Source organism: Inquilinus sp. CA228 (assembly GCF_052078665.1).
Classification (GTDB): domain Bacteria; phylum Pseudomonadota; class Alphaproteobacteria; order DSM-16000; family Inquilinaceae; genus Inquilinus.
Map to the genome: position 1 here is coordinate 1 of NZ_JBQJIK010000095.1, position 20,216 is coordinate 20,216.

The 20,216-nt window shown below is 70.8% G+C and carries 17 protein-coding genes; 10 read left to right on the top strand and 7 right to left on the bottom strand.

The genetic code is table 11. From position 1 onward, the window contains the following. The 3 genes from ACTOWL_RS33035 to ACTOWL_RS33045 form a co-directional block, all read right to left on the bottom strand. Positions 1-771 (bottom strand): macro domain-containing protein (locus ACTOWL_RS33035; protein ID WP_441325545.1); only part of this gene is annotated, 771 nt, incomplete at its 3' end. Positions 772-789: 18 nt separating this feature from the next. After that, the gene (gene ppa, locus ACTOWL_RS33040; RefSeq protein WP_441325546.1) at positions 790-1,338 is read right to left on the bottom strand and encodes an inorganic diphosphatase; all 549 of its coding nucleotides are present in this window, start codon (positions 1,336-1,338) and stop codon (positions 790-792) included. A 143-nt stretch (positions 1,339-1,481) separates the two neighbouring features. After that, a complete protein-coding gene (locus tag ACTOWL_RS33045; protein ID WP_441325547.1) occupies positions 1,482-3,767 on the bottom strand; it encodes an NADP-dependent malic enzyme in 2,286 nt (761 codons plus the stop codon). A 475-nt stretch (positions 3,768-4,242) separates the two neighbouring features. Between ACTOWL_RS33045 and ACTOWL_RS33050 the strand changes: the two genes are divergently transcribed. The 6 genes from ACTOWL_RS33050 (at position 4,243) to ACTOWL_RS33075 (ending at position 13,079) form a co-directional block, all read left to right on the top strand. Further along, positions 4,243-4,404 (top strand): hypothetical protein, encoded by a 162-nt coding sequence (locus ACTOWL_RS33050; RefSeq protein ID WP_186002653.1) that lies wholly within the window; start codon positions 4,243-4,245, stop codon positions 4,402-4,404. A gap of 143 nt (positions 4,405-4,547) precedes the next feature. Continuing rightward, a complete protein-coding gene (locus ACTOWL_RS33055) occupies positions 4,548-5,048 on the top strand; it encodes a GNAT family N-acetyltransferase (protein WP_441325548.1) in 501 nt (166 codons plus the stop codon). 146 nt (positions 5,049-5,194) lie between these two features. Continuing rightward, positions 5,195-7,825 carry a DNA mismatch repair protein MutS gene (mutS, locus tag ACTOWL_RS33060; protein ID WP_441325565.1) on the top strand — a complete coding sequence of 877 codons (2,631 nt, stop codon included), beginning with the start codon at positions 5,195-5,197 and terminating at the stop codon, positions 7,823-7,825. An 8-nt stretch (positions 7,826-7,833) separates the two neighbouring features. Beyond that, positions 7,834-10,749, top strand: a complete 2,916-nt coding sequence (locus ACTOWL_RS33065; RefSeq protein ID WP_441325549.1) for a [protein-PII] uridylyltransferase — start codon at positions 7,834-7,836, stop codon at positions 10,747-10,749. Next, the gene (locus tag ACTOWL_RS33070) at positions 10,746-12,053 is read left to right on the top strand and encodes a nucleotide sugar dehydrogenase (protein WP_441325550.1); all 1,308 of its coding nucleotides are present in this window, start codon (positions 10,746-10,748) and stop codon (positions 12,051-12,053) included. The genes ACTOWL_RS33065 and ACTOWL_RS33070 overlap by 4 nt, the downstream gene beginning before the upstream one ends. Further along, a complete protein-coding gene (locus tag ACTOWL_RS33075; RefSeq protein WP_441325551.1) occupies positions 12,054-13,079 on the top strand; it encodes an NAD-dependent epimerase in 1,026 nt (341 codons plus the stop codon). Here ACTOWL_RS33075 and ACTOWL_RS33080 read toward each other — a convergent pair whose 3' ends face one another. Both ACTOWL_RS33080 and ACTOWL_RS33085 read right to left on the bottom strand, forming a co-directional pair. Beyond that, positions 13,080-14,555, bottom strand: a complete 1,476-nt coding sequence (locus ACTOWL_RS33080) for a hypothetical protein (protein WP_441325552.1) — start codon at positions 14,553-14,555, stop codon at positions 13,080-13,082. Between the two features lie 60 nt (positions 14,556-14,615). Continuing rightward, positions 14,616-15,527 carry a helix-turn-helix domain-containing protein gene (locus ACTOWL_RS33085; protein WP_441325553.1) on the bottom strand — a complete coding sequence of 304 codons (912 nt, stop codon included), beginning with the start codon at positions 15,525-15,527 and terminating at the stop codon, positions 14,616-14,618. A gap of 129 nt (positions 15,528-15,656) precedes the next feature. Between ACTOWL_RS33085 and ACTOWL_RS33090 the strand changes: the two genes are divergently transcribed. After that, positions 15,657-16,553, top strand: a complete 897-nt coding sequence (locus tag ACTOWL_RS33090; RefSeq protein ID WP_441325554.1) for a DMT family transporter — start codon at positions 15,657-15,659, stop codon at positions 16,551-16,553. Positions 16,554-16,556: 3 nt separating this feature from the next. On the opposite strand, the gene ACTOWL_RS33095 is transcribed toward ACTOWL_RS33090, so the two are convergent. Then, positions 16,557-16,976, bottom strand: a complete 420-nt coding sequence (locus ACTOWL_RS33095) for a GFA family protein (RefSeq protein ID WP_441325555.1) — start codon at positions 16,974-16,976, stop codon at positions 16,557-16,559. Further along, a complete protein-coding gene (locus ACTOWL_RS33100; RefSeq protein ID WP_441325556.1) occupies positions 16,973-17,137 on the bottom strand; it encodes a hypothetical protein in 165 nt (54 codons plus the stop codon). Before ACTOWL_RS33100 ends, ACTOWL_RS33095 begins: the two co-directional genes overlap by 4 nt. A 98-nt stretch (positions 17,138-17,235) precedes the next feature. Between ACTOWL_RS33100 and gcvA the strand changes: the two genes are divergently transcribed. The 3 genes from gcvA (at position 17,236) to ACTOWL_RS33115 (ending at position 20,194) form a co-directional block, all read left to right on the top strand. Next, a complete protein-coding gene (gcvA, locus tag ACTOWL_RS33105) occupies positions 17,236-18,120 on the top strand; it encodes a transcriptional regulator GcvA (protein ID WP_441325557.1) in 885 nt (294 codons plus the stop codon). A gap of 92 nt (positions 18,121-18,212) precedes the next feature. Further along, complete coding sequence (locus ACTOWL_RS33110) at positions 18,213-19,235, top strand: MBL fold metallo-hydrolase (RefSeq protein WP_441325558.1); 1,023 nt, start codon at positions 18,213-18,215, stop codon at positions 19,233-19,235. Next, positions 19,130-20,194 carry a CobW family GTP-binding protein gene (locus ACTOWL_RS33115; protein WP_441325566.1) on the top strand — a complete coding sequence of 355 codons (1,065 nt, stop codon included), beginning with the start codon at positions 19,130-19,132 and terminating at the stop codon, positions 20,192-20,194. Before ACTOWL_RS33110 ends, ACTOWL_RS33115 begins: the two co-directional genes overlap by 106 nt. Positions 20,195-20,216 lie beyond the last annotated feature (22 nt).

Below are 20,216 nucleotides of genomic sequence, written 5' to 3' on the forward strand. Positions count from 1 at the left end.
ATTCCGGCGGGACCCTGGCCGCGCCAGGGTCGCCGGCGCCGGCACGGCCAGGGTCCCGCCGGAATCGGCCAAAGCCTCGGCGGCCAGCAGGCCGAGGCCGGCGCCATTGGTCAGGATCGCCAGCCTTTCGCCGTTCACCTTCAGGCCGCTGGCCAGGGTCTCTACCGCGTCGAACAGCTCTGCCAGGTCGAACACCCGCAGCATGCCGGCGCGGCGGAAGGCGGCGTCGTACACCGCGTCGGGGCCGATCAGCCCGTCGGCGTCGCCGGCCCGCGCGTCGCCGCGTCCGGGCCGGATCACCACCACTGGCCGGGTGCGGGCGGCGAGGCGGGCGGCCGACAGGAATTTGCGGGCGTGGCTGATGGTCTCGACATGCAGTAGCACGGCGCGGTCGGCGGGGAAGCGGTAGATGCCGGCGCTGATGGCCGGGAAGGCAATGCCGGCGCAGCCATTGTCCTGGGCCAGGCGCAGCGCGGCGCGGTAGCAGCCGGCCAGGAGCTCGTCCTCGCCCCGGCCGCCGCCGTGCCAGACCGGGCCGACGCAATGGATCACATGCCGCGCCGGCAGCCGGTAGCCTCTGGTGATGCGGGCCGCGCCGGTCGGGCAGCCGCCCAGGGTCCGGCATTCGGCGAGAAGCTCGGGGCCGGCGGCGCGGTGGATGGCGCCGTCGACGCCGCCACCGCCCGACAGGCTCTCATTCGCCGCGTTGACGATCGCGTCGACCGGCAGCCGGGTGATGTCCCCGACCGCGATCTCCAGCGATGCCGTCACGGCGCGGCGCTCATGGCTCTACTCCGCGGCGCTCTTCTGCTCGGTCTTGGCGCGCTCGATGCCGGCGACGATCATCTCCGCCGCCTTCTGCGGGCCGTCCCAGCCGAGGATGCGGACCCACTTGCCCTTCTCCAGGTCCTTGTAGTGGGCGAAGAAATGGGAGATCTGGTCGCGCAGGATCTCCTGCAAATCCTCGTAGCTCTGCACCTTGGCGTAGTAGGGGTGCAGCTTCGACACCGGCACCGCCAGAATCTTCTCGTCCTCGCCGGCCTCGTCCTCCATCAGCAGCACGCCGACCGGGCGGGCGCGCAGCACCGCGCCGGGCATCACGGCATGGCGGCCGACGACGATGACGTCGACCGGGTCGCCGTCGCCCGACAGGGTGTGCGGGATGAAGCCGTAATTGCCCGGATAGGCCATCGCCGTGTGCAGGAAGCGGTCGACGAACATCGCGCCCGATTCCTTGTCGAGCTCGTACTTCACCGGCACCCCGCCCATGGGGTTCTCGATGATGACGTTGATGTCGAAGGGCGGGTTCACCCCGACCGCGATCTTGCTGATATCCATGTCGGCCCTGGTCTGTGGTCCTCGGGGGTTCCGGGCGCGGACCATAATGCGGTCCGCGCCCGGCGGCTAGTGCCGAGCCATTCCCTCCCCGCGCATCGCCCCGTCTTTTTTGTGCGGTGCAGCGAAACCGGCGGGCCGGTCTCTTACCGCTTCTGAGCCAAGGCGTCGTAGGCGGCCAGCGCCGCCGCGGTGACGATCTCGTTCACGGTCGCGCCCATCTGCACCACCTGCGCCGGCTTCTGCAGCCCGCACAACAGCGGCCCGATCAGCGAGGCGCCGGCCAGCTTCTGGATCATCTTGGCGCCGATATTGGCCGCGTTCAGCGCCGGCATGATCAAGAGGTTGGCCGGGCCGGACAGGCGGGCGAAGGGGTACAGGCGCTTCATCAGCGCATAGTCCAGCGCCACCTCGGCGGTCATCTCGCCGTCGTATTCGAAATCGACCCCGCCGGCCTCGGCGCGGGCGTCCATGATCGTCACCGCGTCGCGGATGCGCTGGGTGAACTCGCGCATCGGCTGGCCGAAATTGGAGGAGGAGACGAAGGCCAGCCGCGGCTCGTGCCCCAGCGCCCGGGCCTTGGCCGCGGCCTGCAGGGCGATGTCGACCAGCAGCTCCGGGTCCGGTCGCTCATGCACCGTGGTGTCGGCGATCAGCACCGTGCCGCCGCGCACCGTCAGCATCGACAGGCCGAAGGGCACATGGTCCGGCGCCGGGTCGATGACCCGAGTGATCTCCTCGAAGCAGGTGGTGAAGTTGCGGGTCAGGCCGGTGACCATGGCATCGGCGTCGCCATGCGCGACCATGCAGGCGGCGAAGATGTTGCGGCCTTGGTTGACCATGCGGGCCACGTCGCGCTGCAGCAGGCCCTGGCGCTGCAGCCGGCCATAGACGAAGTCGATATAGCGCTCATTGTGCTGCGACAGCCGGGCGTTGTGGATCTCCAGCTCGGCCACGGTCGCCTCGGGCAGGCCGATCCGGGCCATGGTCTCACGCACCCGCTCCTCGCGGCCGATCAGGATCGGCGTGCCGTAGCCGGCGGCGCGGAAGGCGATGGCGGCGCGGATCGTCCGCTCCTCCTCGCCCTCGGCGAAGACCACGCGAGTCTTGGCCGACGCGACCTTGTCGAAGATCAGCTGCAGCTTGTCGGCGGTCGGATCCAGGCGGCGGCGCAGGCTCTGGCGATAGCCGGCGACATCGGTGAGCGGCTTGCGGGCGACGCCCGATTCCATCGCCGCCTCGGCTACGGCCAGCGGGATCTCCTCGATCAGCCGGGGGTCGAACGGCACCGGGATGATGTAGTCGGGGCCGTAGCGCAGCCGGCGGCCGGAATAGGCGCTGTCGACCTCGTCCGGCACGTCCTGCCGCGCCAGCCGGGCCAAAGCGTGGGCCGCGGCCAGTTTCATCGCCTCGTTGATGGTGCTGGCGCGGACGTCCAGCGCGCCGCGGAAGATGTAGGGGAAGCCGAGGACGTTGTTGATCTGGTTCGGATAGTCCGACCGCCCGGTGGCGATGATCGCGTCCGGCCGCACCGCCTTGACCTCGTCCGGCGCGATCTCCGGGTCCGGGTTGGCCAGGGCGAAGACGATCGGCCGGTCGGCCATCGACCTGACCATGTCCTGGGTCATGGCGCCCTTGACCGACAGGCCGATGAACACGTCGGCGCCCTTGACCGCCTCGGCCAGGGTCCGGTGCGGCGTGTCGACGGCATGCGCCGCCTTCCACTGGTTCATGCCCTCGGTGCGGCCCTGGTACACCACGCCCTTGCTGTCGCACAGGATGATGTGCTGCGCCGGCACGCCCAGCGACTTGAACAGCTCGACCGAGGCGATGGCGGCGGCGCCGGCGCCATTCAGCACCAGGCGGGTCTCGCGGATGTCGCGGCCGGTCAGCTCCAGCGCGTTGATCAGCCCGGCCGCGGCGATGATCGCGGTGCCGTGCTGGTCGTCGTGGAACACCGGGATGTCCAGGAGCTCGCGCAGCCGGGCCTCGATGATGAAGCAGTCCGGCGCCTTGATGTCCTCGAGGTTGATGCCGCCGAAGGACGGGCCCAGGAAGCGCACGCAGTTGACGAACTCGTCGACGTCGCGGGTGTCGACCTCCAGGTCGAAGCCGTCGACATCGGCGAAGCGCTTGAACAGGACGGCCTTGCCCTCCATCACCGGCTTGCTGGCCAGGGCGCCGAGGTCGCCCAGGCCCAGCACCGCGGTGCCGTTCGAGATCACGGCGACGATGTTGCCCTTGGCCGTGTAGTCGTAGGCCGTGGCCGGATCGGCATGGATCCTGAGGCACGGCGCGGCGACGCCCGGGGAATAGGCCAGCGACAGGTCGCGCTGGGTGGTCAGCGGCTTGGTCGCGCTGATCTCAAGCTTGCCGGGGCGGCCCTGGGCGTGCAGGGCGAGGGCATCGTCGTCGAGCGAGGTCTTGGTCATGATGTCCAGCGGCGCGGCGTGACGGGCCGAGTAATGGACCCTTCGGCGGGATAGACCGTCAAGCCTTTCCGACTGTGGCTTTGATGCAACGCCGCGCCATCTTCGCGCGACCCGTTGAAAAGGCGCTTGCGGAGCGCAGCGGCGATCCCGTATCTCTCGCTCCTACTCCAATTCCAGGGAGGATCGTGCAATGACCATCGTTCTCGCTACCCGCGGCAAGGCCGCCTGAACGTCTGCACGATCAGTCTTCGTCGATTCACGACCTGACACCTTCCCTGCGCTGACCTGATCGCTGCCGACACGCCGGACGTCCCTCACGGGCCGCCTCCGACGACTCCGCATCCGATCGTCCCTCCAACCGTCCACCCCATTCCGCCCGGCATCACGCTTGGCGGGGTCGCCCCGTCCGACCCCCATCGGCCCGACCGTTGTCGGCCGGACGGTTTTTCCACCTCCAAACCTCATGGAGACCATCATGTTCGTCTCGAACGAGAAGCGTGCCTTCCGTCCGTCTCTGTCGCTCGTCGTCGTCGCCTTTGCGGAGCTGGGCCGCGTCCTCGTGACGCCGCGCCGAAAACCCCGCGATGCCGACTCGCTGAGCGAGCATCTGAAACGGGACGTCGGGCTACGATCTTGATACGGGCGCGGGGCGGGGCCATCGGGTTCCGCTCCGCCGCTTCCCGTCGATAGATCGACCCTCGTCCATCGGCCTCCGGTCGGGCGCGACCGCATGTCGCCGCCCGGGCCGCGGGGCATTCGACGCTGGATAGGACTACAATCATGTACGCATATCGTGCGCCGCCCCAGCCGGCTGCGCCGGCGGTGCGGCTTGTCCCCCTGGTCACGGCGCAGGACCGGGCCGTGTTCGGCTCGCTCCGGGTCGCGCCGGACCAGTCGGGCTTCGTCGCCTCCAATGCGGAGTCGATCACCGAGGCCGACGGCTCGCCCTGGTGCGCCGCGCTCGGCGTCTGTGACGCCTTCCATGGCGGGCCGGTCGGCTTCGTCATGCATGCGCTGGACCCCGAGGACGGCCATCGCTGGATCACCCGGCTGATGATCGACGTCCGCTACCAGGGCCGCGGCTTCGGCCGCTCCGCCCTGCGGGCGACGCTCGCCATCATGGACCGGCTGCCCCGCAGCGAGCGGGTGCTGCTGGGCGTGGTGCCGGGCAACGCCGCCGCCCGCCGGCTCTACGCCTCCGAGGGCTTCGTCGAGACCGGCGAAACCTTGGGCGACGAGCTGGTGCTGCAGCGAATCCTGCACCGAGTCGAGGCCGCCTGACCGGCGGCCTCGACTTCCCCTTCTCTTTCACCGGAACCAAATCCGGGCTACGGTCCGGCCTTCGCCGATCCGATCCCCGTATTCCCGTGTCGACAGCCTTGCCCGACAGCAGCACCCCCGCGACGACCGATCCCGCCATCACGCCGATGATGGCGCAGTATCTGGAGGCCAAGGCGGCCCATCCGGACTGCCTGCTGTTCTTCCGCATGGGCGATTTCTACGAGATGTTCTTCGACGACGCGGTCAAGGCCGCGGCGGCGCTCGACATCGCCCTGACCAAGCGCGGCCAGCACCAGGGCGAGGACATCCCGATGGCAGGCGTCCCCGCGCACAGCCACGAGGCCTATCTGGCCCGGCTGATCCGGCAGGGCTTCCGGGTGGCGCTGTGCGACCAGACCGAAAGCCCGGAGGACGCCCGCAAGCGCTCCGGCAAGACCCTGGTGCGGCGCGAGGTGGTGCGCATCGTCACCCCCGGCACCGTCACGGAAGACGGCCTGCTCGAACCCCGCGCCGCGAATCACCTGGTGGCGCTGGCCGATGTCGCCGGCACCCTGGCCATCGCCGCGGTCGACATCTCCTCGGGCGAGCTGGTGACCGAGCCGACGGCGCCCGACCGGCTGGGCGCCGCCCTGGCCCGCTTCGACCCGAGCGAGATCCTGCTGCCCGAGCGGGTGCTGCAGAATCCGGAGCTGTTCGAGCTGCTCGGCGACTGGAAGATGCGGCTGACGCCGCAGCCCTCCGCCCGCTTCGACAGCGAGAACGGCCGCCGCCGCCTGCAGGATCTGTTCCGGGTCGGCACGCTCGACGCCTTCGGCAGCTTCGAGCGGGCCGAGGTCGCCGCCGCCGGCGCCCTGGTCGACTACATCCAGCTGACCCAGAAGGCGCTGCCGCGGCTGTCGCCACCGCGCCGCCTGCCGCGCGGCGCGGTGATGGAGATCGACGTCGCCACCCGCCGCAACTTGGAGTTGACCCGGACCCTGTCGGGCGACCGCCGCGGCAGCCTGCTGGCTGCGATCGACCGCACCGTCACCGGCCCCGGCGCCCGGCTGCTGGCGGGCCATTTGGCGGCGCCGCTGACCGATCCCGAGGCGGTGGCCGAGCGGCTCGACGCCGTCCAGGCGCTGGTCGAAGACGGTCGGCTGCGCGACGACCTGCGCACGCTGCTGCGCGCCTGCCCGGATGCGGAGCGGGCGCTGACCCGGCTCGGCCTCGGCCGCGGCGGCCCGCGCGACCTGGCGGCGATCCGCGACGCGCTGCGCCAGGGCGGAGCCCTGCGCGAGCGGCTGGGCGCGCCCCGCTTCCTCCTCGAGCTGCCGCCGCTCCTGTCCCGCGCCGCGGCCGAGCTCGGCGAGCATGACGCCTTGGTGGACCGGCTGGCCCGGGCCCTGGCCGAGGAGCTGCCGCTCTTGATCCGCGACGGCGGCTTCATCGCCGCGGGCTACCTGCCGGAGCTGGACGAGGTCCGCACCCTGCGCGACGAATCCCGCCGCCTGATCGCGGCGCTGCAGCAGCGCTATGTCGACGAGACCAGGATCTCGACCCTGCGGATCCGCCACAACAACGTCATCGGCTATCACATCGAGGTCTCGGCCAACCAGGCGGACAAGCTGCTGCAGCCGCCGCATGTCGGCACCTTCATCCATCGCCAGACCATGGCCTCGGCGATGCGCTTCACCACGGTCGAGCTCGGCACGCTGGAGCGGTCGATCGGCGAGGCGGCGGACAAGGCGCTGGCGCTCGAGCTGCGGCTGTTCGCCGACCTGGTCGGCGAGGTCGGCGGCCGGGCCGAGGCAATCTCCGGCGCCGTCCGCGCCCTGGCCGGCTTCGACGTCGCCGCCTCGCAGGCCGAGCTGGCGGTCGAGCGCCGCTACTGCCGGCCGAAGGTGACCGGCGATACCGGCTTCCGGATCAAGGGCGGCCGCCACCCGGTGGTCGAGATCGCCCTGGCCGAGGCGCAGGGCGGCCCCTTCGTCGGCAATGACTGCGACCTGTCGGAAGACCGCCGACTGTGGCTGCTGACCGGCCCGAACATGGCCGGTAAATCGACCTTCCTGCGCCAGAACGCGCTGATCGCGGTGCTGGCCCAGATGGGCGGCTTCGTGCCGGCGGAGGAGGCCGAAATCGGCGTGGTCGACCGCCTGTTCAGCCGCGTCGGCGCCGCCGACGACCTGGCCCGCGGCCATTCCACCTTCATGGTCGAGATGGTGGAGACTGCGGCGATCCTGAACCAGGCCGGCCCGCGGGCGCTGGTCATCCTCGACGAGATCGGCCGCGGCACCGCCACCTTCGACGGGCTGTCGATCGCCTGGGCCTGCGTCGAGCACCTGCACGAGACCACGCGCTGCCGGGCCCTGTTCGCCACCCACTACCACGAGCTGACGGCGCTGCAGGCGCGGCTGCCCCGGCTGGCCTGCCACACCATGCGGGTCAAGGAGTGGCAGGGCGACATCGTCTTCCTGCACGAAGTGGCGCCGGGCACGGCCGACCGCTCCTACGGCATCCATGTCGCCCGGCTGGCCGGGCTGCCCGCCGCCGTGGTCGGAAGGGCGCAGGAGGTGCTGGAGGCGCTCGAGGTGGGCAAGGAAGGCCGCAGCGTCGCCCGGCTGGTCGACGACCTGCCGCTGTTCTCGGCCGCGGCCGCGCGTCCGGCCGCCGCCCCGGCGGCGCCGGCCGGCCCGTCCGAGCTCGAGACCGCGCTGTCGGCGCTCGACCCCGATGCGATGACCCCGCGCGAAGCGCTCGAACGGTTGTATGCTTTGAAGGCGTTGCTCATTTAAGACAAATCATGCCCGACGAGACCATCACCCGCCCCGGCCTTCGTGGCCGCCTCCGCCGCTTCCTGCCCTACGGCGCCACCGCCGCCGAGCCGGTCCCGGCGCCGGCCGCGACCCGGCGTGGCGGCGAGACCATCGAGGCGCCGCTCGACATCGTCGATCCGGCGGCGCTGGAGCAGCGGCTCAACCAGGCGATGGCCCCGGGCGATACGCGCGGTGACGCGCAGACGCAGCGGGCCGAGATCCTGGCGGCTTTGCGCGAGACGCTGGCCGCCGGCCGCGCGGTGATCCGCCGCCGCTTCGTCGAGGAGACAGAGTCGGCCGATGCCTGCGTCGCCGAAACCGCCTGGCTGATGGATGTGCTGATCGGGGCGCTGGCCTCGCTCACCGTGTCGCGGCTGTTCCCGGTGTCGAACCCGACCGTGGGCGAGCGCTTCGCCGTCGCCGCGGTCGGCGGCTACGGAAGGGGCGAGCTGGCGCCGTTCTCCGACATCGACCTCCTGTTCCTGCTGCCCTACAAGCGCAACCCGCGGGTCGAGCAGGTGGTCGAGTACATGCTCTACCTCTTGTGGGATCTCGGGCTGAAGGTCGGCCATTCGGTGCGCTCGGTCGATGACAGCCTGCGCCTGGCCCGCACCGACACCACCATCTGCACCAGCCTGATGGAGACGCGGCTGCTGTGGGGCGAGCAGTCGCTCTACGACACGCTGCGCCGCCGCTTCATCGAGGAGGTGACGGCCGGCACCGGCGCCGCCTTCACCGAGGCCAAGCTGGGCGAGCGCGACAGCCGCCACCGCCGCATGGGCGACAGCCGCTACGTGCTGGAGCCGAATGTGAAGGAGGGCAAGGGCGGCCTGCGCGACCTGCAGACGCTGTTCTGGATCGGCAAGTACCTGTACCAGGTCGACGATGTCGACGGCCTGGTCGCCAAGGGCGTGCTGACCGGGGAGGAGGCGCGGCGCTTCCGCCGGTCGGAGAGCTTCCTTTTGGCCGTGCGCTGCCACCTGCACTACCTGACCGGCCGGGCCGAGGACCGCCTGACCTTCGACCTGCAGCCGGAGCTGGCGCGCGTCGCCGGCTACACCGACCATGCCGGCGCCAAGGGCGTCGAGCGGCTGATGAAGCACTACTTCCTGGTCGCCAAGGAGGTCGGCAGCCTGACCCGGATCTTCTGCGCGGCCTTGGAGGCGGAAAGCCAGCGCCGGCCGAAGCGCGGCCTCGCCTTCCTGGGCTTCTCGGCGCCGATGGTCGACGGGCTGCCGCTCGACGGCGACCGCATCAGCCTGGCCGGCGAGAAGCCGCTGCGCGACCATCCGGTCGACATCATCCGGCTGTTCCGGGTGGCGCAGGCGCGCGACCTCGACATCCATCCGGCGGCGCTGAAGCTGATCACCCGCAACATCGACCTGATCGCCGGGCTGCGCGACGACCCGGAGGCGAACCGCATCTTCCTCGAGATCCTGACCGCGGAGCAGGACCCCGAGATCCCGCTGCGGCGGATGAACGAGGCCGGCGTGCTGGGCCGCTTCGTGCCGGATTTCGGCCGGGTCGTGGCGCAGATGCAGTACGACATGTACCATACCTACACGGTCGACGAGCACACGCTGTTCGCGCTCGGCATCCTGCACAAGATCGAGACCGGCAAGGCGGCGGACACGCTGCCTCTGGCCACCCAGGTGATGCGCAAGACTGGGTCGCGCCGGGCGCTCTATGTCGCCCTCCTGTGCCACGACATTGCCAAGGGCCGCGGCGGCGACCATTCGGTGCTCGGCGCCCGCGTGGTGCGCAAGCTCGGCCCCCGCTTCGGCCTGACGCCGGAGGAGACCGAGACGGCGCAGTGGCTGGTGCGCTGGCACCTGCTGCTCAGCGACACCGCCTTCAAGCGCGACATCGAGGACGACAAGACGGTGCAGGATTTCGTCGCCGCGGTGGAAAGCCCGGAGCGGCTGCGCCTGCTGCTGGTGCTGACCGCGGCCGACATCAGCGCCGTCGGCCCCGGCCGCTGGACCGCCTGGAAGGCGACGCTGATGTCCGAGCTGTACCATAGGGCCGAGGAGCGGCTGTCCGGCGCCGACGAGGCGGTCGGGGTCGAGCATCGCGTCAACCGGGCCAAGACCCTGCTGCGCCAGGCGCTGGCGGACTGGCCGCCAGCGGCGGTCGAATCCTATGCCGGCAAGGCCAGCCGCGGCTATTGGCTGGCCTTCGACGGCGCCACCCAGGCCCGCCACGCCCGGCTGGTGCGTGCGGCGGAGGCGGAGGGCGAGCCGCTGGCGGTTGACATCCAGGTCGACCGGCAGCGCACCGTGGCCGAGCTGACCATCCACACCGCCGACCATCCCGGCCTGTTCTCGCGCCTGGCCGGCGCCATCGCCGTCTCCGGCGGCACCATCGTCGAGGCCAAGATCTTCACCTTCGCCGACGGCATGGCGCTCGACACCTTCCTGGTCCAGGACGCGGTCGAGGGCGGCGCCTTCGACGCGCCGGAGAAGCTGGCCCGGGTGCGGATCGCGATCGAGCGCAGCCTGTCCGGCGAGATGAAGATGTCGGCCGAGCTGGAGCGGCGGCACCGCAGCTATCCGCGGCTGCATTCGGTGTCGATCGCGCCGCGCGTGCTGGTCGACAACGAGGCCAGCCGCACCCACACGGTGATCGAGCTGAACGGCCGCGACCGGCCGGGCCTGCTGCATGCGGTCGGCCGGGCCCTGACCGGCCTCGGCCTGCAGATCTCCTCGGCCAAGATCTCGACCTTCGGCGCCCGCGCGGTCGACGTGTTCTACGTCAAGGACGTGTTCGGCCTGAAGGTCGAGCACGACGCCAAGCTGGCGCAGATCCGCAAGACCCTGGGCGATGTGCTGGCCGACCCGGTCGCCAAGCCCCTCCCCGCCGCCCCCAAGCGCCGCCGCCGCGCCCGCCGGTCGGCGGCATGAGCGAGGGTCCGTCGGCCGCTGCCCGCGCCGAACGCATCGCCGTGATCGGGCTCGGCTATGTCGGGCTGCCGGTGGCGCTGGCTTTCGCCGGGCGCTTTCCCGGCACCATCGGCTTCGACATCGATCCGGCCCGGGTCGCCGCCCTGCGCGAGGGCCATGACGTCACCGGCGAGGTCGAGGCCGCGGATCTCGCCGGCAGCGGCCTTGCCGTCACCGCCGACCCGGCGGACCTGGCCGGCGCCGGCTTCTTCATCGCCACCGTGCCGACCCCGATCGACTCCGAGCGCCGGCCGGATTTCGGGCCGCTGCTGCGCGCCTGCGAGACCATCGGCCGGGCGCTCACCCCCGGCGCCGTGGTGGTGTTCGAATCCACCGTCTATCCCGGCGCCACCGAGGAGGTGTGCGGCCCGGCCCTGGCCCGCGCCTCCGGCCTGCGCGCCGGCATCGACTTCGCCCTGGCCTATTCGCCGGAGCGGATTAACCCCGGCGACCGCGAGCACCGGCTGGAGCGCATCGTCAAGGTCGTGTCGGGCCAGGACGAGGCGACGCTGGAGCGGGTGGCGGCCGCCTATGGCGCCATCGTCCCGGCCGGGCTGCACCGGGCGCCGTCGATCCGCGTCGCCGAGGCGGCGAAGGTGATCGAGAACACCCAGCGCGACCTCAACATCGCGCTGATGAACGAGCTGGCGATGATCTTCGACCGGCTGGGCCTGCGCACGGCCGAGGTGCTGGCCGCCGCCGGCACCAAATGGAACTTCCTGAGGTTCCAGCCCGGCCTGGTCGGCGGCCACTGCATCGGCGTCGACCCCTACTACCTGACCGCCAAGGCCGAGGCGGTGGGCTACCGGCCGGAGATGATCCTGGCCGGCCGCCGCATCAACGACCAGATGGGCGCCTTCCTGGGGGCCAAGCTGGTCAAGGTGCTGGCGCGGCAGGGCCGCACCATCCTCGGCGCCCGGGTCGGCATCCTGGGCCTGACCTTCAAGGAGAACGTGTCCGACCTGCGCAACAGCCGGGTGCCGGATATCGCGGCCGAGCTGCGCTCCTACGGCATCGAACCGCTGGTGCACGACCCGCTGGCCGATCCGGCGCGGGCGCGGCACGAATACGGTCTCGACCTCGCCGCTCTCGACGCTTTCCGCGACCTCGACGCGCTGGTGTTGGCGGTGCCGCACCGGGCCTATCTCGACCGGTCGCGCGACGAGCTCTGGGCCTGCCTGCGCGAGGGCGGCCTGGTGATGGATGTGAAATCGGCGCTGGATCCGGCGAGCGTGCCGCCCCGCCTGGCCTATTGGAGCCTCTAGATGCCTGCCCCCACCGCCGAGCCGATCCTGGTCACCGGGGCCGCCGGCTTCATCGGCTTCGCCCTGGCCCGGCGGCTGCTCGACGCCGGGCATCGGGTGGTCGGGATCGACAATCTCAACCCCTATTACGACGTCCACCTCAAGGAGGCGCGGCTGGAGCGGCTGGCCGAGCGCCCGGGCTTCGCCTTCCGCCGGCTCGACATCGCCGACCGGCCGGGCATGGCCGACATGTTCGCCGAGGTGAAGCCGGGCCGGGTGGCGCATCTCGCCGCCCAGGCCGGGGTGCGGCATTCGCTGACCCACCCGGAGGTCTATGTCGACTCCAACGTCGTCGGCTTCGTCAACGTGCTGGAGGGCTGCCGCCACCACGGCGTGCGCCACCTGGTCTACGCCTCCTCCAGCTCGGTCTACGGCGCCAACACGGCGATGCCGTTCTCGGTGCGCCAGAATGTCGACCATCCGCTCAGCCTGTACGCCGCGACCAAGAAGGCGAACGAGCTGATGGCCCATTCCTACAGCCATCTCTACCGCCTGCCGGTCACGGGCCTGCGCTTCTTCACCGCCTACGGCCCCTGGGGCCGGCCGGACATGGCGATGTTCCTGTTCACCCGCGCCATCCTGGAAGGCCGGCCGATCGAGGTGTTCAACCACGGCCACATGCTGCGCGACTTCACCTATGTCGACGATCTGGTCGAGGGCGTGGCCCGGGTGCTGGACCGGGTGCCGCAGCCCGACCCCGCCTGGTCCGGCGACCGGCCGAACCCGGCCTCGAGCGCCGCGCCCTACCGCCTGTACAACATCGGCAACACCAAGCCGGTGGCGCTCCTGGACATGATCTCGGTGCTGGAGCGGGCGCTGGGCCGCGAGGCGCAGAAGCTGTTCCGCGACCTGCAGCCCGGCGACGTGCCGGAGACCTATGCCGATGTCGAGGAACTGGAGACGGCCGTCGACTACCGTCCCTCGACCCCGATCGAGGTCGGCATCCCGCGCTTCGTCGAATGGTACCGCGGCTACTACGGCGTCTGATCACAGGTCTTTCGGCACCAGCGCCTGCACATCGGCGCCATTGACCAGGACCTTACCGGACGGGTCGATCACGATCTCATAGTCGCGCGCCGACCGGCCATCCGGCAGGGTGGTCTGGCGGCCCAGCACTTGCAGCATGGTCAGCCCCGCCGCGGCCTGGCTGGCCTTGGGGTCGGCCTGCAGCGCCTTGACCAGCCCGTCGATGCCGGTCAGGCGCAGCTGGAGATTGCCCGTCTGCCCGCGCACGGCGTCGCGCGCTGACGCGATCGTGCCGCCGAGATCGAGCGCAGCTTCCGGCGCCGACAAATGCACGGACTCGATATGCACGCGCATCGAGGATTCCGAGACCAGCCGCGACACCACGGCTGGATCGCGCTCGCCCGGCAGCATCGAATCCCCGACGATCTGCCAGAGCGGCATGTCCTCGATCGTGAGCTGAGCCGTGCTCTCGGATGGAAACCAGGGATTGTAGGGGGTTGGCGGATCGATCGCCGCGCCTTTGGTGTCCAGCCGCATGGTGAAGCGCGTCCCGCTGCGGTCGAGGTCGCTCAGAGCAGCGCCGAAGGCAATGGTATCGACCTGGAGTGTTCTCGCGGGCGTTCCGACGATCAGCCCTTCTACCCTGAGCTCCTGGCGGGATGTCCGGCCGGAACCGCCGAGCAACTTGTCCTGCAGGGCCCGCACCACAGGGTCGTCGCCGGCCGTCCGGGCGGCGTCGCCGGTCAGTCCGGCGAGGTGCCTGGCCAGTGCGATCGTGGCGCTGGTCGACGCCGGGATATCGGCGTTCTCGGCCCCGACGTCGTAGACGATCCGAGCGGCGGCAATCGTGCCGGTGCCGCTCGGGGAGGGGGATGAGAAGCCCTCCAGCGTATAGCGGCCGGTGACGTCCGAGCGCCCGCTCGCTGCCGCCTTGCGGCCGCCGGAGATGATCAGGCGATCGATCTTCGCCGGTTCGCTCGCCCCGTCGCCTCCCACCGTCACGCCGTCGAAAACGATGTCGACCGATGCGCTCGCCGGGTTGCCGGGATCGATCGAGCCGGTGGTGCGCTGGCTCTCGGAGGCAATGGTCCATACCGTGCCGTCAGGTCTCTCCAGGCGGCAGTTCCAGGCCGCGTCGCTGTTCACGACATAGGTGCCGGTCGCCGTCGGGGTTGCGCGGATCTGTCCGGGGTCGCAAGCGAAGATGGCGCGGGCGAGAAGCGGTTCGAAGCCCTTGGTCAGCACGGCCCTGCCGCCTGGAACCTGGATTCGATATCCGTCGCCGTCGGGCTCCACCTGCCAGCGGCCGATGACCAGGGCGGATGGCAGCTTCTCGATCATGTAGTCGGCCTCCGCCGGGGTGAGGTCCTCGCCGGATGGCATCCAAGCCTCCAGCACCGCCTTGAGCTTTGCTGCCTCCTCTACTGTCGCCTGGGCCGAGGCCGGGCCGGCCGTGAGCATCCCCAGGCCGAAGGCCAGGCACAGACTCCACCGCATCGTTTGTTCTCCCCCGTTTCCATCACTATGACTTCGGTCCGGGAGTGGGTGAAGCCGGATTCAGCCGCGCACGGCCGTCCGCCAGGCACCCGGCGGGCCACCGAAGGCGGCGCGGAAATGCCGGGTCAGGTGGCTCGAATGGCTGAAGCCGCAGGCGGCGGCGATCTCGGCCAGCGGGCGGTCGCTCTCGGCCAGCAGGCGGCGGGCGCGGTCCAGCCGCCGGGCCAGCACATAGGCGTGCGGCGGCAGCCCGACCGAGGCCCGGAACATCCGGGCGAAATGGAACTCCGACTGCCCGGCCGCGGCGGCCAGCCGGCCCAGCGTCAGCGGCTCGTCCAGCGCCGCCTCGACCAGCTCCAGCACCCGGCGGCGGACATGCGGGGCCAGGCCGCCGTCGAGGGCGGGGGAGGGGCGGCGGCGCAGCCTGCGGCCGGCGAGATGGGCCAACAGCTCGTGCCCGCTCTGGGTTGCCGCCAGCCGGGCGCTGGCGTCGCTCCAGTCCAGCCGGATCAGCCCGGCCATCAGCCGCGCCGCGTCCGGGTCGTCGAAGAAGGTGTCGTCCGGCAGCGTGGTCTCGCGGATGTCGGCGTCGTGCGCGGCGGCGCCGGCCGCGGCCAGGGCGCCGCGGTCGAAATAGAAATGCAGGAAGCGCATCGGCCGGGTCAGGACCCAATGCGATTCATGCTCGGCCGGCAGCAGGCAGAACCGGCCGGGGCCGCCGAAGCGGCCGGGGAAGCCGATGCGCTGGGTGCCCTCGCCGCCCTCCAGGTACAGGCTCAGCGTGTGGTGGCCGGGGGCGTGGTAGCCGGTGGTGTCGTGGGCGTTCCACCACTCCGCCAGGGTGAAGCCGTCGCCGATCTCGACCGTGCGCTCCAAGACCGCGCGCGACGTCGCCAGCGCCTCGGCCACGCCGTAGCGCGCCGCCAGACGCTGCAGCGGGGTCTCGTCGATCCTCGGTCCGGGCCGGTTCATGGTGTCCGGACTCTAGGCCCGCGCCCCGTCGCCGGCCAGGGGCCGCGCGGAAACTGCGCAAGGACGTGCAATCCCGGCGCTGCCGGCAGGCGCAGGGTAAGGGCGAGACTCCGGAACCCGTGTGCCGCCATGACCGCCGCCCTGTACCTGCTCGTCGTCCTGATCTGGGGCACCACCTGGATCGCCATCCACTACCAGATCGGCCCGGTGCCGGTGGAGCTGTCGATCCTCTACCGCTTCGCCCTGGCCGCGGCGGTGATGGCGGCGCTGCTGCTGATCACCCGCCGGCGCGAGACCCTGCGCCCCCGCGACCATCTGGTCTGCCTCGGCCAGGGGCTGGCACTGTTCAGCGGCAATTTCCTGCTGGTCTACCACGCCTCGGCCTATGTCCCGAGCGGGCTGGTCGCGGTCGCCTTCTCCACCGGCAGCGTCTGGACCGCGCTGTTCAGCCGGATCGCGCTCGGCCAGCCGCTGAAGCCGCGCGTCCTGGCCGGCGGCGCGGTCGGGCTGGCCGGCCTGTGGCTGCTGTTCGGCATCGACCCGGCGCAGCTCGACCTCCAGATGCTGTACGGCCTCGGCCTGGCGCTGGCCGGCACCATGGGCTTCGGCATCGGCAACGTCTTCGCCGTGATGCACCGGCGGCGCGGCCTGACGCCCTGGACCACCACCGCCTGGGGCATGCTCTACGGCACGCTGATCCTGCTGGCTGTGGTGCTGGTGGAGGGCACGCCCTGGCGCTTCGACCCGTCGCCCGCCTATGTCGGGGCGCTGCTGTACCTCGCCATCCCGGGCTCGGTGGTCGCCTTCCTGGCCTATCTGACGCTGGTCGGCCGCATCGGGGCGGACAAGGCGGCCTATTCCAGCGTGCTGTTCCCGCTGGTGGCGCTGAACATCTCGGCCGTGCTGGAAGGCTATGTCTGGACCACGGCGGCGGTGGCCGGGGTGGCGCTGGTGCTGCTCGGCAACGTCCTGGTCTTCGCCCGCCTGCCGGGCAGCCGCAACGGCGCGGCGCCGGCGAAGGCGTAGCGGTCAGATCCCGCTCGCCGGCCCCTCATCCTCATACTGGGGCAAGGTCTCGTCGATCGCATGCCAGGGGATGCGGGTGCCGATCCAGGCGTGCTGGCGCGGCTGCAGCGCCGTCGGGTCGTCCAGCGTCGCCAAAGTGACGCCCATGGTCTTGCCCTCGGGCTCGAAGCCCTCGAAGGCTAGCGGCGAGCCGCAATCGGCGCAGAACCAGCGCCGCCCGATCGGCGACGACCGGAAGCCGCGCGGCTGCCCTTTGGTCCAGCGGAAGCCCTCGAACGGGCCGGTCGCCCAGGCCACAGCCGGATTGCCGGTGCCCTTCTGGCACATCCGGCAATGGCAGTAGTCGACGGACTCGACCGGCCCGTCGATGCGGTAGCGCACGGCGCCGCACAGGCAGCCGCCCTCGAGCGGGAACAGGGTCACGGCCGGCCGATCACCATCGGCCGCCGCGACGGGCGGCTGCGGCGCCGGCCGATCGGCAGCGGCGGCAGGATCTCGGCGCGACACTCCTCCGGCAGCACCGGGGCGCGGCGCGGCGCGGGGGCGAAGACGGTGAGATAGGCGTCGAGCAGATGGTGGAACATGGTCGCCTCCTGGGCTGGCCTCGACTCTGCCGCTTCGCCCGCCTCGGCACAAACGCCGTTCCCTTGCAGCATCTGTAAGGAAAAGTTACAGATGGGCGATGCGCCCGCTGCCGCCGCTCAACGCCGTTCGCGCCTTCGAAGCCGCCGCCCGCCGCGGCAGCTTCACCGCCGCCGCGGTCGAGCTCGGCGTCAGCCATGCCGCGATCAGCCGCCATGTCCGCGGGCTGGAGGCGCGGCTGGGCGTGCCGCTGCTGCTGCGCGAGGGCCGCGGCCTGGCGCCGACCGAGGCCGGACGGGCCTTCGCCGCCGTGGTCGCCGACGCCTTCGATCGGCTGTCCCAGGGCATGGTGGCGATCTCGGCCGAGGCCGGGCGCGGCCGGCTGCGCCTGTCGGTCGAGCCCGCCTTCGCCGGGCGCTGGCTGGTGCCGCGGCTGGGCGACTTCCGGCTGAGCCATCCCGGCATCGACATCGAGCTCGACCCGACCCAGCGCTTGGCCGACCTGCGGGCCGAGCAGACCGACCTCGCCATCCGCTACGGCCGCGGCGGCTGGTCCGGCGTGGTGGCCGAGCAGCTGGTGCGGGTGATGGACTACCCGGTCTGCGCCCCGGCCCTGGCGGCATCGCTGAAGCAGCCGGCGGATCTGCGCGGCCAGACCCTGCTGCACGACGAAAGCGCCCAGACCTGGTCGCTGTGGCTGGCCGCGGCGGGGATCACCGGCATCGACGCCACCCGCGGCCCGCGCTTCCACGACGTGGCGCTGGCGCTGGACGCCGCCATGGCCGGCCAGGGCGTGGCCATGGGCGACGACGTGCTCTGCGCCCGCGACATCGCCGCCGGCCGGCTGGTGCGGCTGTTCGACGTGACGGTGCCGCGCAACTGGTACTGGCTGGCGATGCCGGAGGGCCGCCGCCTGTCCCCCGCCGCCGGCGCCTTCCGCGGCTGGCTGCTGGGCTGCCTGCCGGCGGTGGAGGAGGAAGGGTGAGCGGTGGGCTGCCTGCGGCTTGACCAGGCGGGCGCCGGACCCATAACGTCCTATGAGTCTTGTGCCCAAGCCTGATGACCGGAGGTGCTGCAGTGACGGATGCAAGCCAGGGTCGTTCCGCCATCGTGCCGGTGCCGCTCGATTCCCTCGTCGTCGACGTGCTGACCGACAATGTCAGCGACACCTATGTCAGCAAGGCGCTGTCCGCCGTATCGGAATTCGCCAATGTGGTGCGGGCGGGGGCGACGATCATCTCCGGCGAGACGCTGCTGAACGCCAATCTCGGCTTTGGGCTGCAGCTGATCTCCAAGGTCGGCGCGGTCGAGCACCATCTCCTGTTCGACACCGGGCCTGAGGGGGCGACCTTCGAGCGGAACTGCCGGAATCTCGGGATCGAGCTCGGCGGGATCGAGGCGATCGCGATCACGCATGGCCATTGGGACCATATGGGCGCGCTGCCCGCGGCGGTCGATGCGATCCGGGCCGGCGGCGGCACCCCGACGGTGCATGTCAATCCGGGCATGTTCAACCAGCGCGGCGTGCTGCTGCAGAACGGGTCGGTCATCCAGGTGGCCGATGTGCCGACGCCGGCCGGGCTCCAGGCGCAGGGAGCGGCCGTGGTCAATGACGGCGACGCCCGGCTGCTGCTGGACGGGCATTTCTACTACAGCGGCGAGATCCCGCGGGTCTCGTCGTTCGAGAAGGGGCGCGTCGACCATCTTGCGCGGCGCGGGCCGAATGATCCATGGCATCCGGATCCGCTGCTGCTGGACGAGCGGATGCTGGTCGCGCATGTGCGGGATCTCGGGCTGATCGTGTTCAGCGCCTGCTCGCATGCCGGGATCGTCAATGTCTGCACCGAGGTGCGCGCCCTGTTCCCGGAGATCCCGATCTTCGCGGTGATGGGCGGGCTGCATCTGGGCGGGGTGATGGAGCGGATCATTCCGGACACGGTCGAAGGGCTCAGGCCGTTCGGGATCGCCAACATCATCACCGGCCATTGCACGGGATGGCGGGCCCTGCATGCGCTGGCGGATGCGTTCGGCGATGCGGTGAGCCAGTCGGCGATCGGGACGACCTACCGGTTCGACCAGAGCCTGGAATTGACACGTTGAGTCCTGGCGCGTTGAGCCCTGGGGCGGCGCGGCTGCCGGTGACGATCATCACCGGCTTTCTCGGCAGCGGCAAGACGACGTTGCTCAACCACATCCTGGCCAACCGGCAGGGGTTCAAGGCCGCGGTGCTGGTCAACGAGATCGGCGAGATCGGCATCGACAACGAGCTGATCGTCACCACCGACGGCGACATGACCGAGCTCAGCAATGGCTGCATCTGCTGCTCGATCAACAACGACCTGGTGGAGGCGATCCTCCGGGTGATCGACCGGCCGGAGCCGGTGGATCATCTGATCGTCGAGACGACGGGGATCGCTGATCCCCTGCCCGTCGCGCTGACGTTCCTGCGGACCGAGTTTCGGGACCGGACGAGGATCGATGCGATCATCGCGCTGGCGGATGCGGCGAATTTCGCCACCGGCCTGTTCCGCAGCAAGGCGGCGGAGAACCAGCTTCGCCATGGCGATGTGATCCTGCTCAACAAAAGCGATCTCGTCATGGGCGACCGGCTGGCCGGGATCGAGCGTGAGATCCGGGCCCTGGCCAGGCATGCGCGGATCGTGCCGACGGTGCAGTCGCGGGTGCCGCTCGACGCGGTTCTCGGCATCGACGCCTTCCGGCCGGGGGATGCCGCGACGGATCATCCGCATCATCATCACATCGAGGAGGACGGCTTCGAATCGACGGCGTTCGAGAGCGATCGGCCCTTCGATCTCGAGCGGTTCCAGGCCTTCCTCGAAAGCCCGGCGGTCGCCGGCGTGTTTCGCGCCAAGGGCTTCGTGTGGATCGCGGAGAACGACAAGCGCTACATCTTCCACCTCGTGGGCTCGCGCTTCTCGATCGAGGAGGACGCCGCGAGAGCCAGGCGAAACCGGCTGGTCTTCATCGGCCGGGATCTCCGATCGGCAGAACTGCAGCAGCAGCTTTCGCTATGCCTGACCGAGCCTGAAATACGGTGACAGTGAGCAGGTTGGGTTCGCC

Bases quoted from the DNA above. Each gene is read 5' to 3' on its own strand.
- ppa (WP_441325546.1), bottom strand. From the start codon at position 1,338: ATGGATATCAGCAAGATCGCGGTCGGGGTGAACCCGCCCTTCGACATC.
- ACTOWL_RS33045 (WP_441325547.1), bottom strand. From the start codon at position 3,767: ATGACCAAGACCTCGCTCGACGACGATGCCCTCGCCCTGCACGCCCAG.
- ACTOWL_RS33050 (WP_186002653.1), top strand. From the start codon at position 4,243: ATGTTCGTCTCGAACGAGAAGCGTGCCTTCCGTCCGTCTCTGTCGCTC.
- ACTOWL_RS33055 (WP_441325548.1), top strand. From the start codon at position 4,548: ATGTACGCATATCGTGCGCCGCCCCAGCCGGCTGCGCCGGCGGTGCGG.
- mutS (WP_441325565.1), top strand. From the start codon at position 5,195: ATGATGGCGCAGTATCTGGAGGCCAAGGCGGCCCATCCGGACTGCCTG.
- ACTOWL_RS33065 (WP_441325549.1), top strand. From the start codon at position 7,834: ATGCCCGACGAGACCATCACCCGCCCCGGCCTTCGTGGCCGCCTCCGC.
- ACTOWL_RS33070 (WP_441325550.1), top strand. From the start codon at position 10,746: ATGAGCGAGGGTCCGTCGGCCGCTGCCCGCGCCGAACGCATCGCCGTG.
- ACTOWL_RS33075 (WP_441325551.1), top strand. From the start codon at position 12,054: ATGCCTGCCCCCACCGCCGAGCCGATCCTGGTCACCGGGGCCGCCGGC.
- ACTOWL_RS33080 (WP_441325552.1), bottom strand. From the start codon at position 14,555: ATGCGGTGGAGTCTGTGCCTGGCCTTCGGCCTGGGGATGCTCACGGCC.
- ACTOWL_RS33085 (WP_441325553.1), bottom strand. From the start codon at position 15,527: ATGAACCGGCCCGGACCGAGGATCGACGAGACCCCGCTGCAGCGTCTG.
- ACTOWL_RS33090 (WP_441325554.1), top strand. From the start codon at position 15,657: ATGACCGCCGCCCTGTACCTGCTCGTCGTCCTGATCTGGGGCACCACC.
- ACTOWL_RS33100 (WP_441325556.1), bottom strand. From the start codon at position 17,137: ATGTTCCACCATCTGCTCGACGCCTATCTCACCGTCTTCGCCCCCGCG.
- gcvA (WP_441325557.1), top strand. From the start codon at position 17,236: ATGCGCCCGCTGCCGCCGCTCAACGCCGTTCGCGCCTTCGAAGCCGCC.
- ACTOWL_RS33115 (WP_441325566.1), top strand. From the start codon at position 19,130: ATGGCGGGCCCTGCATGCGCTGGCGGATGCGTTCGGCGATGCGGTGAG.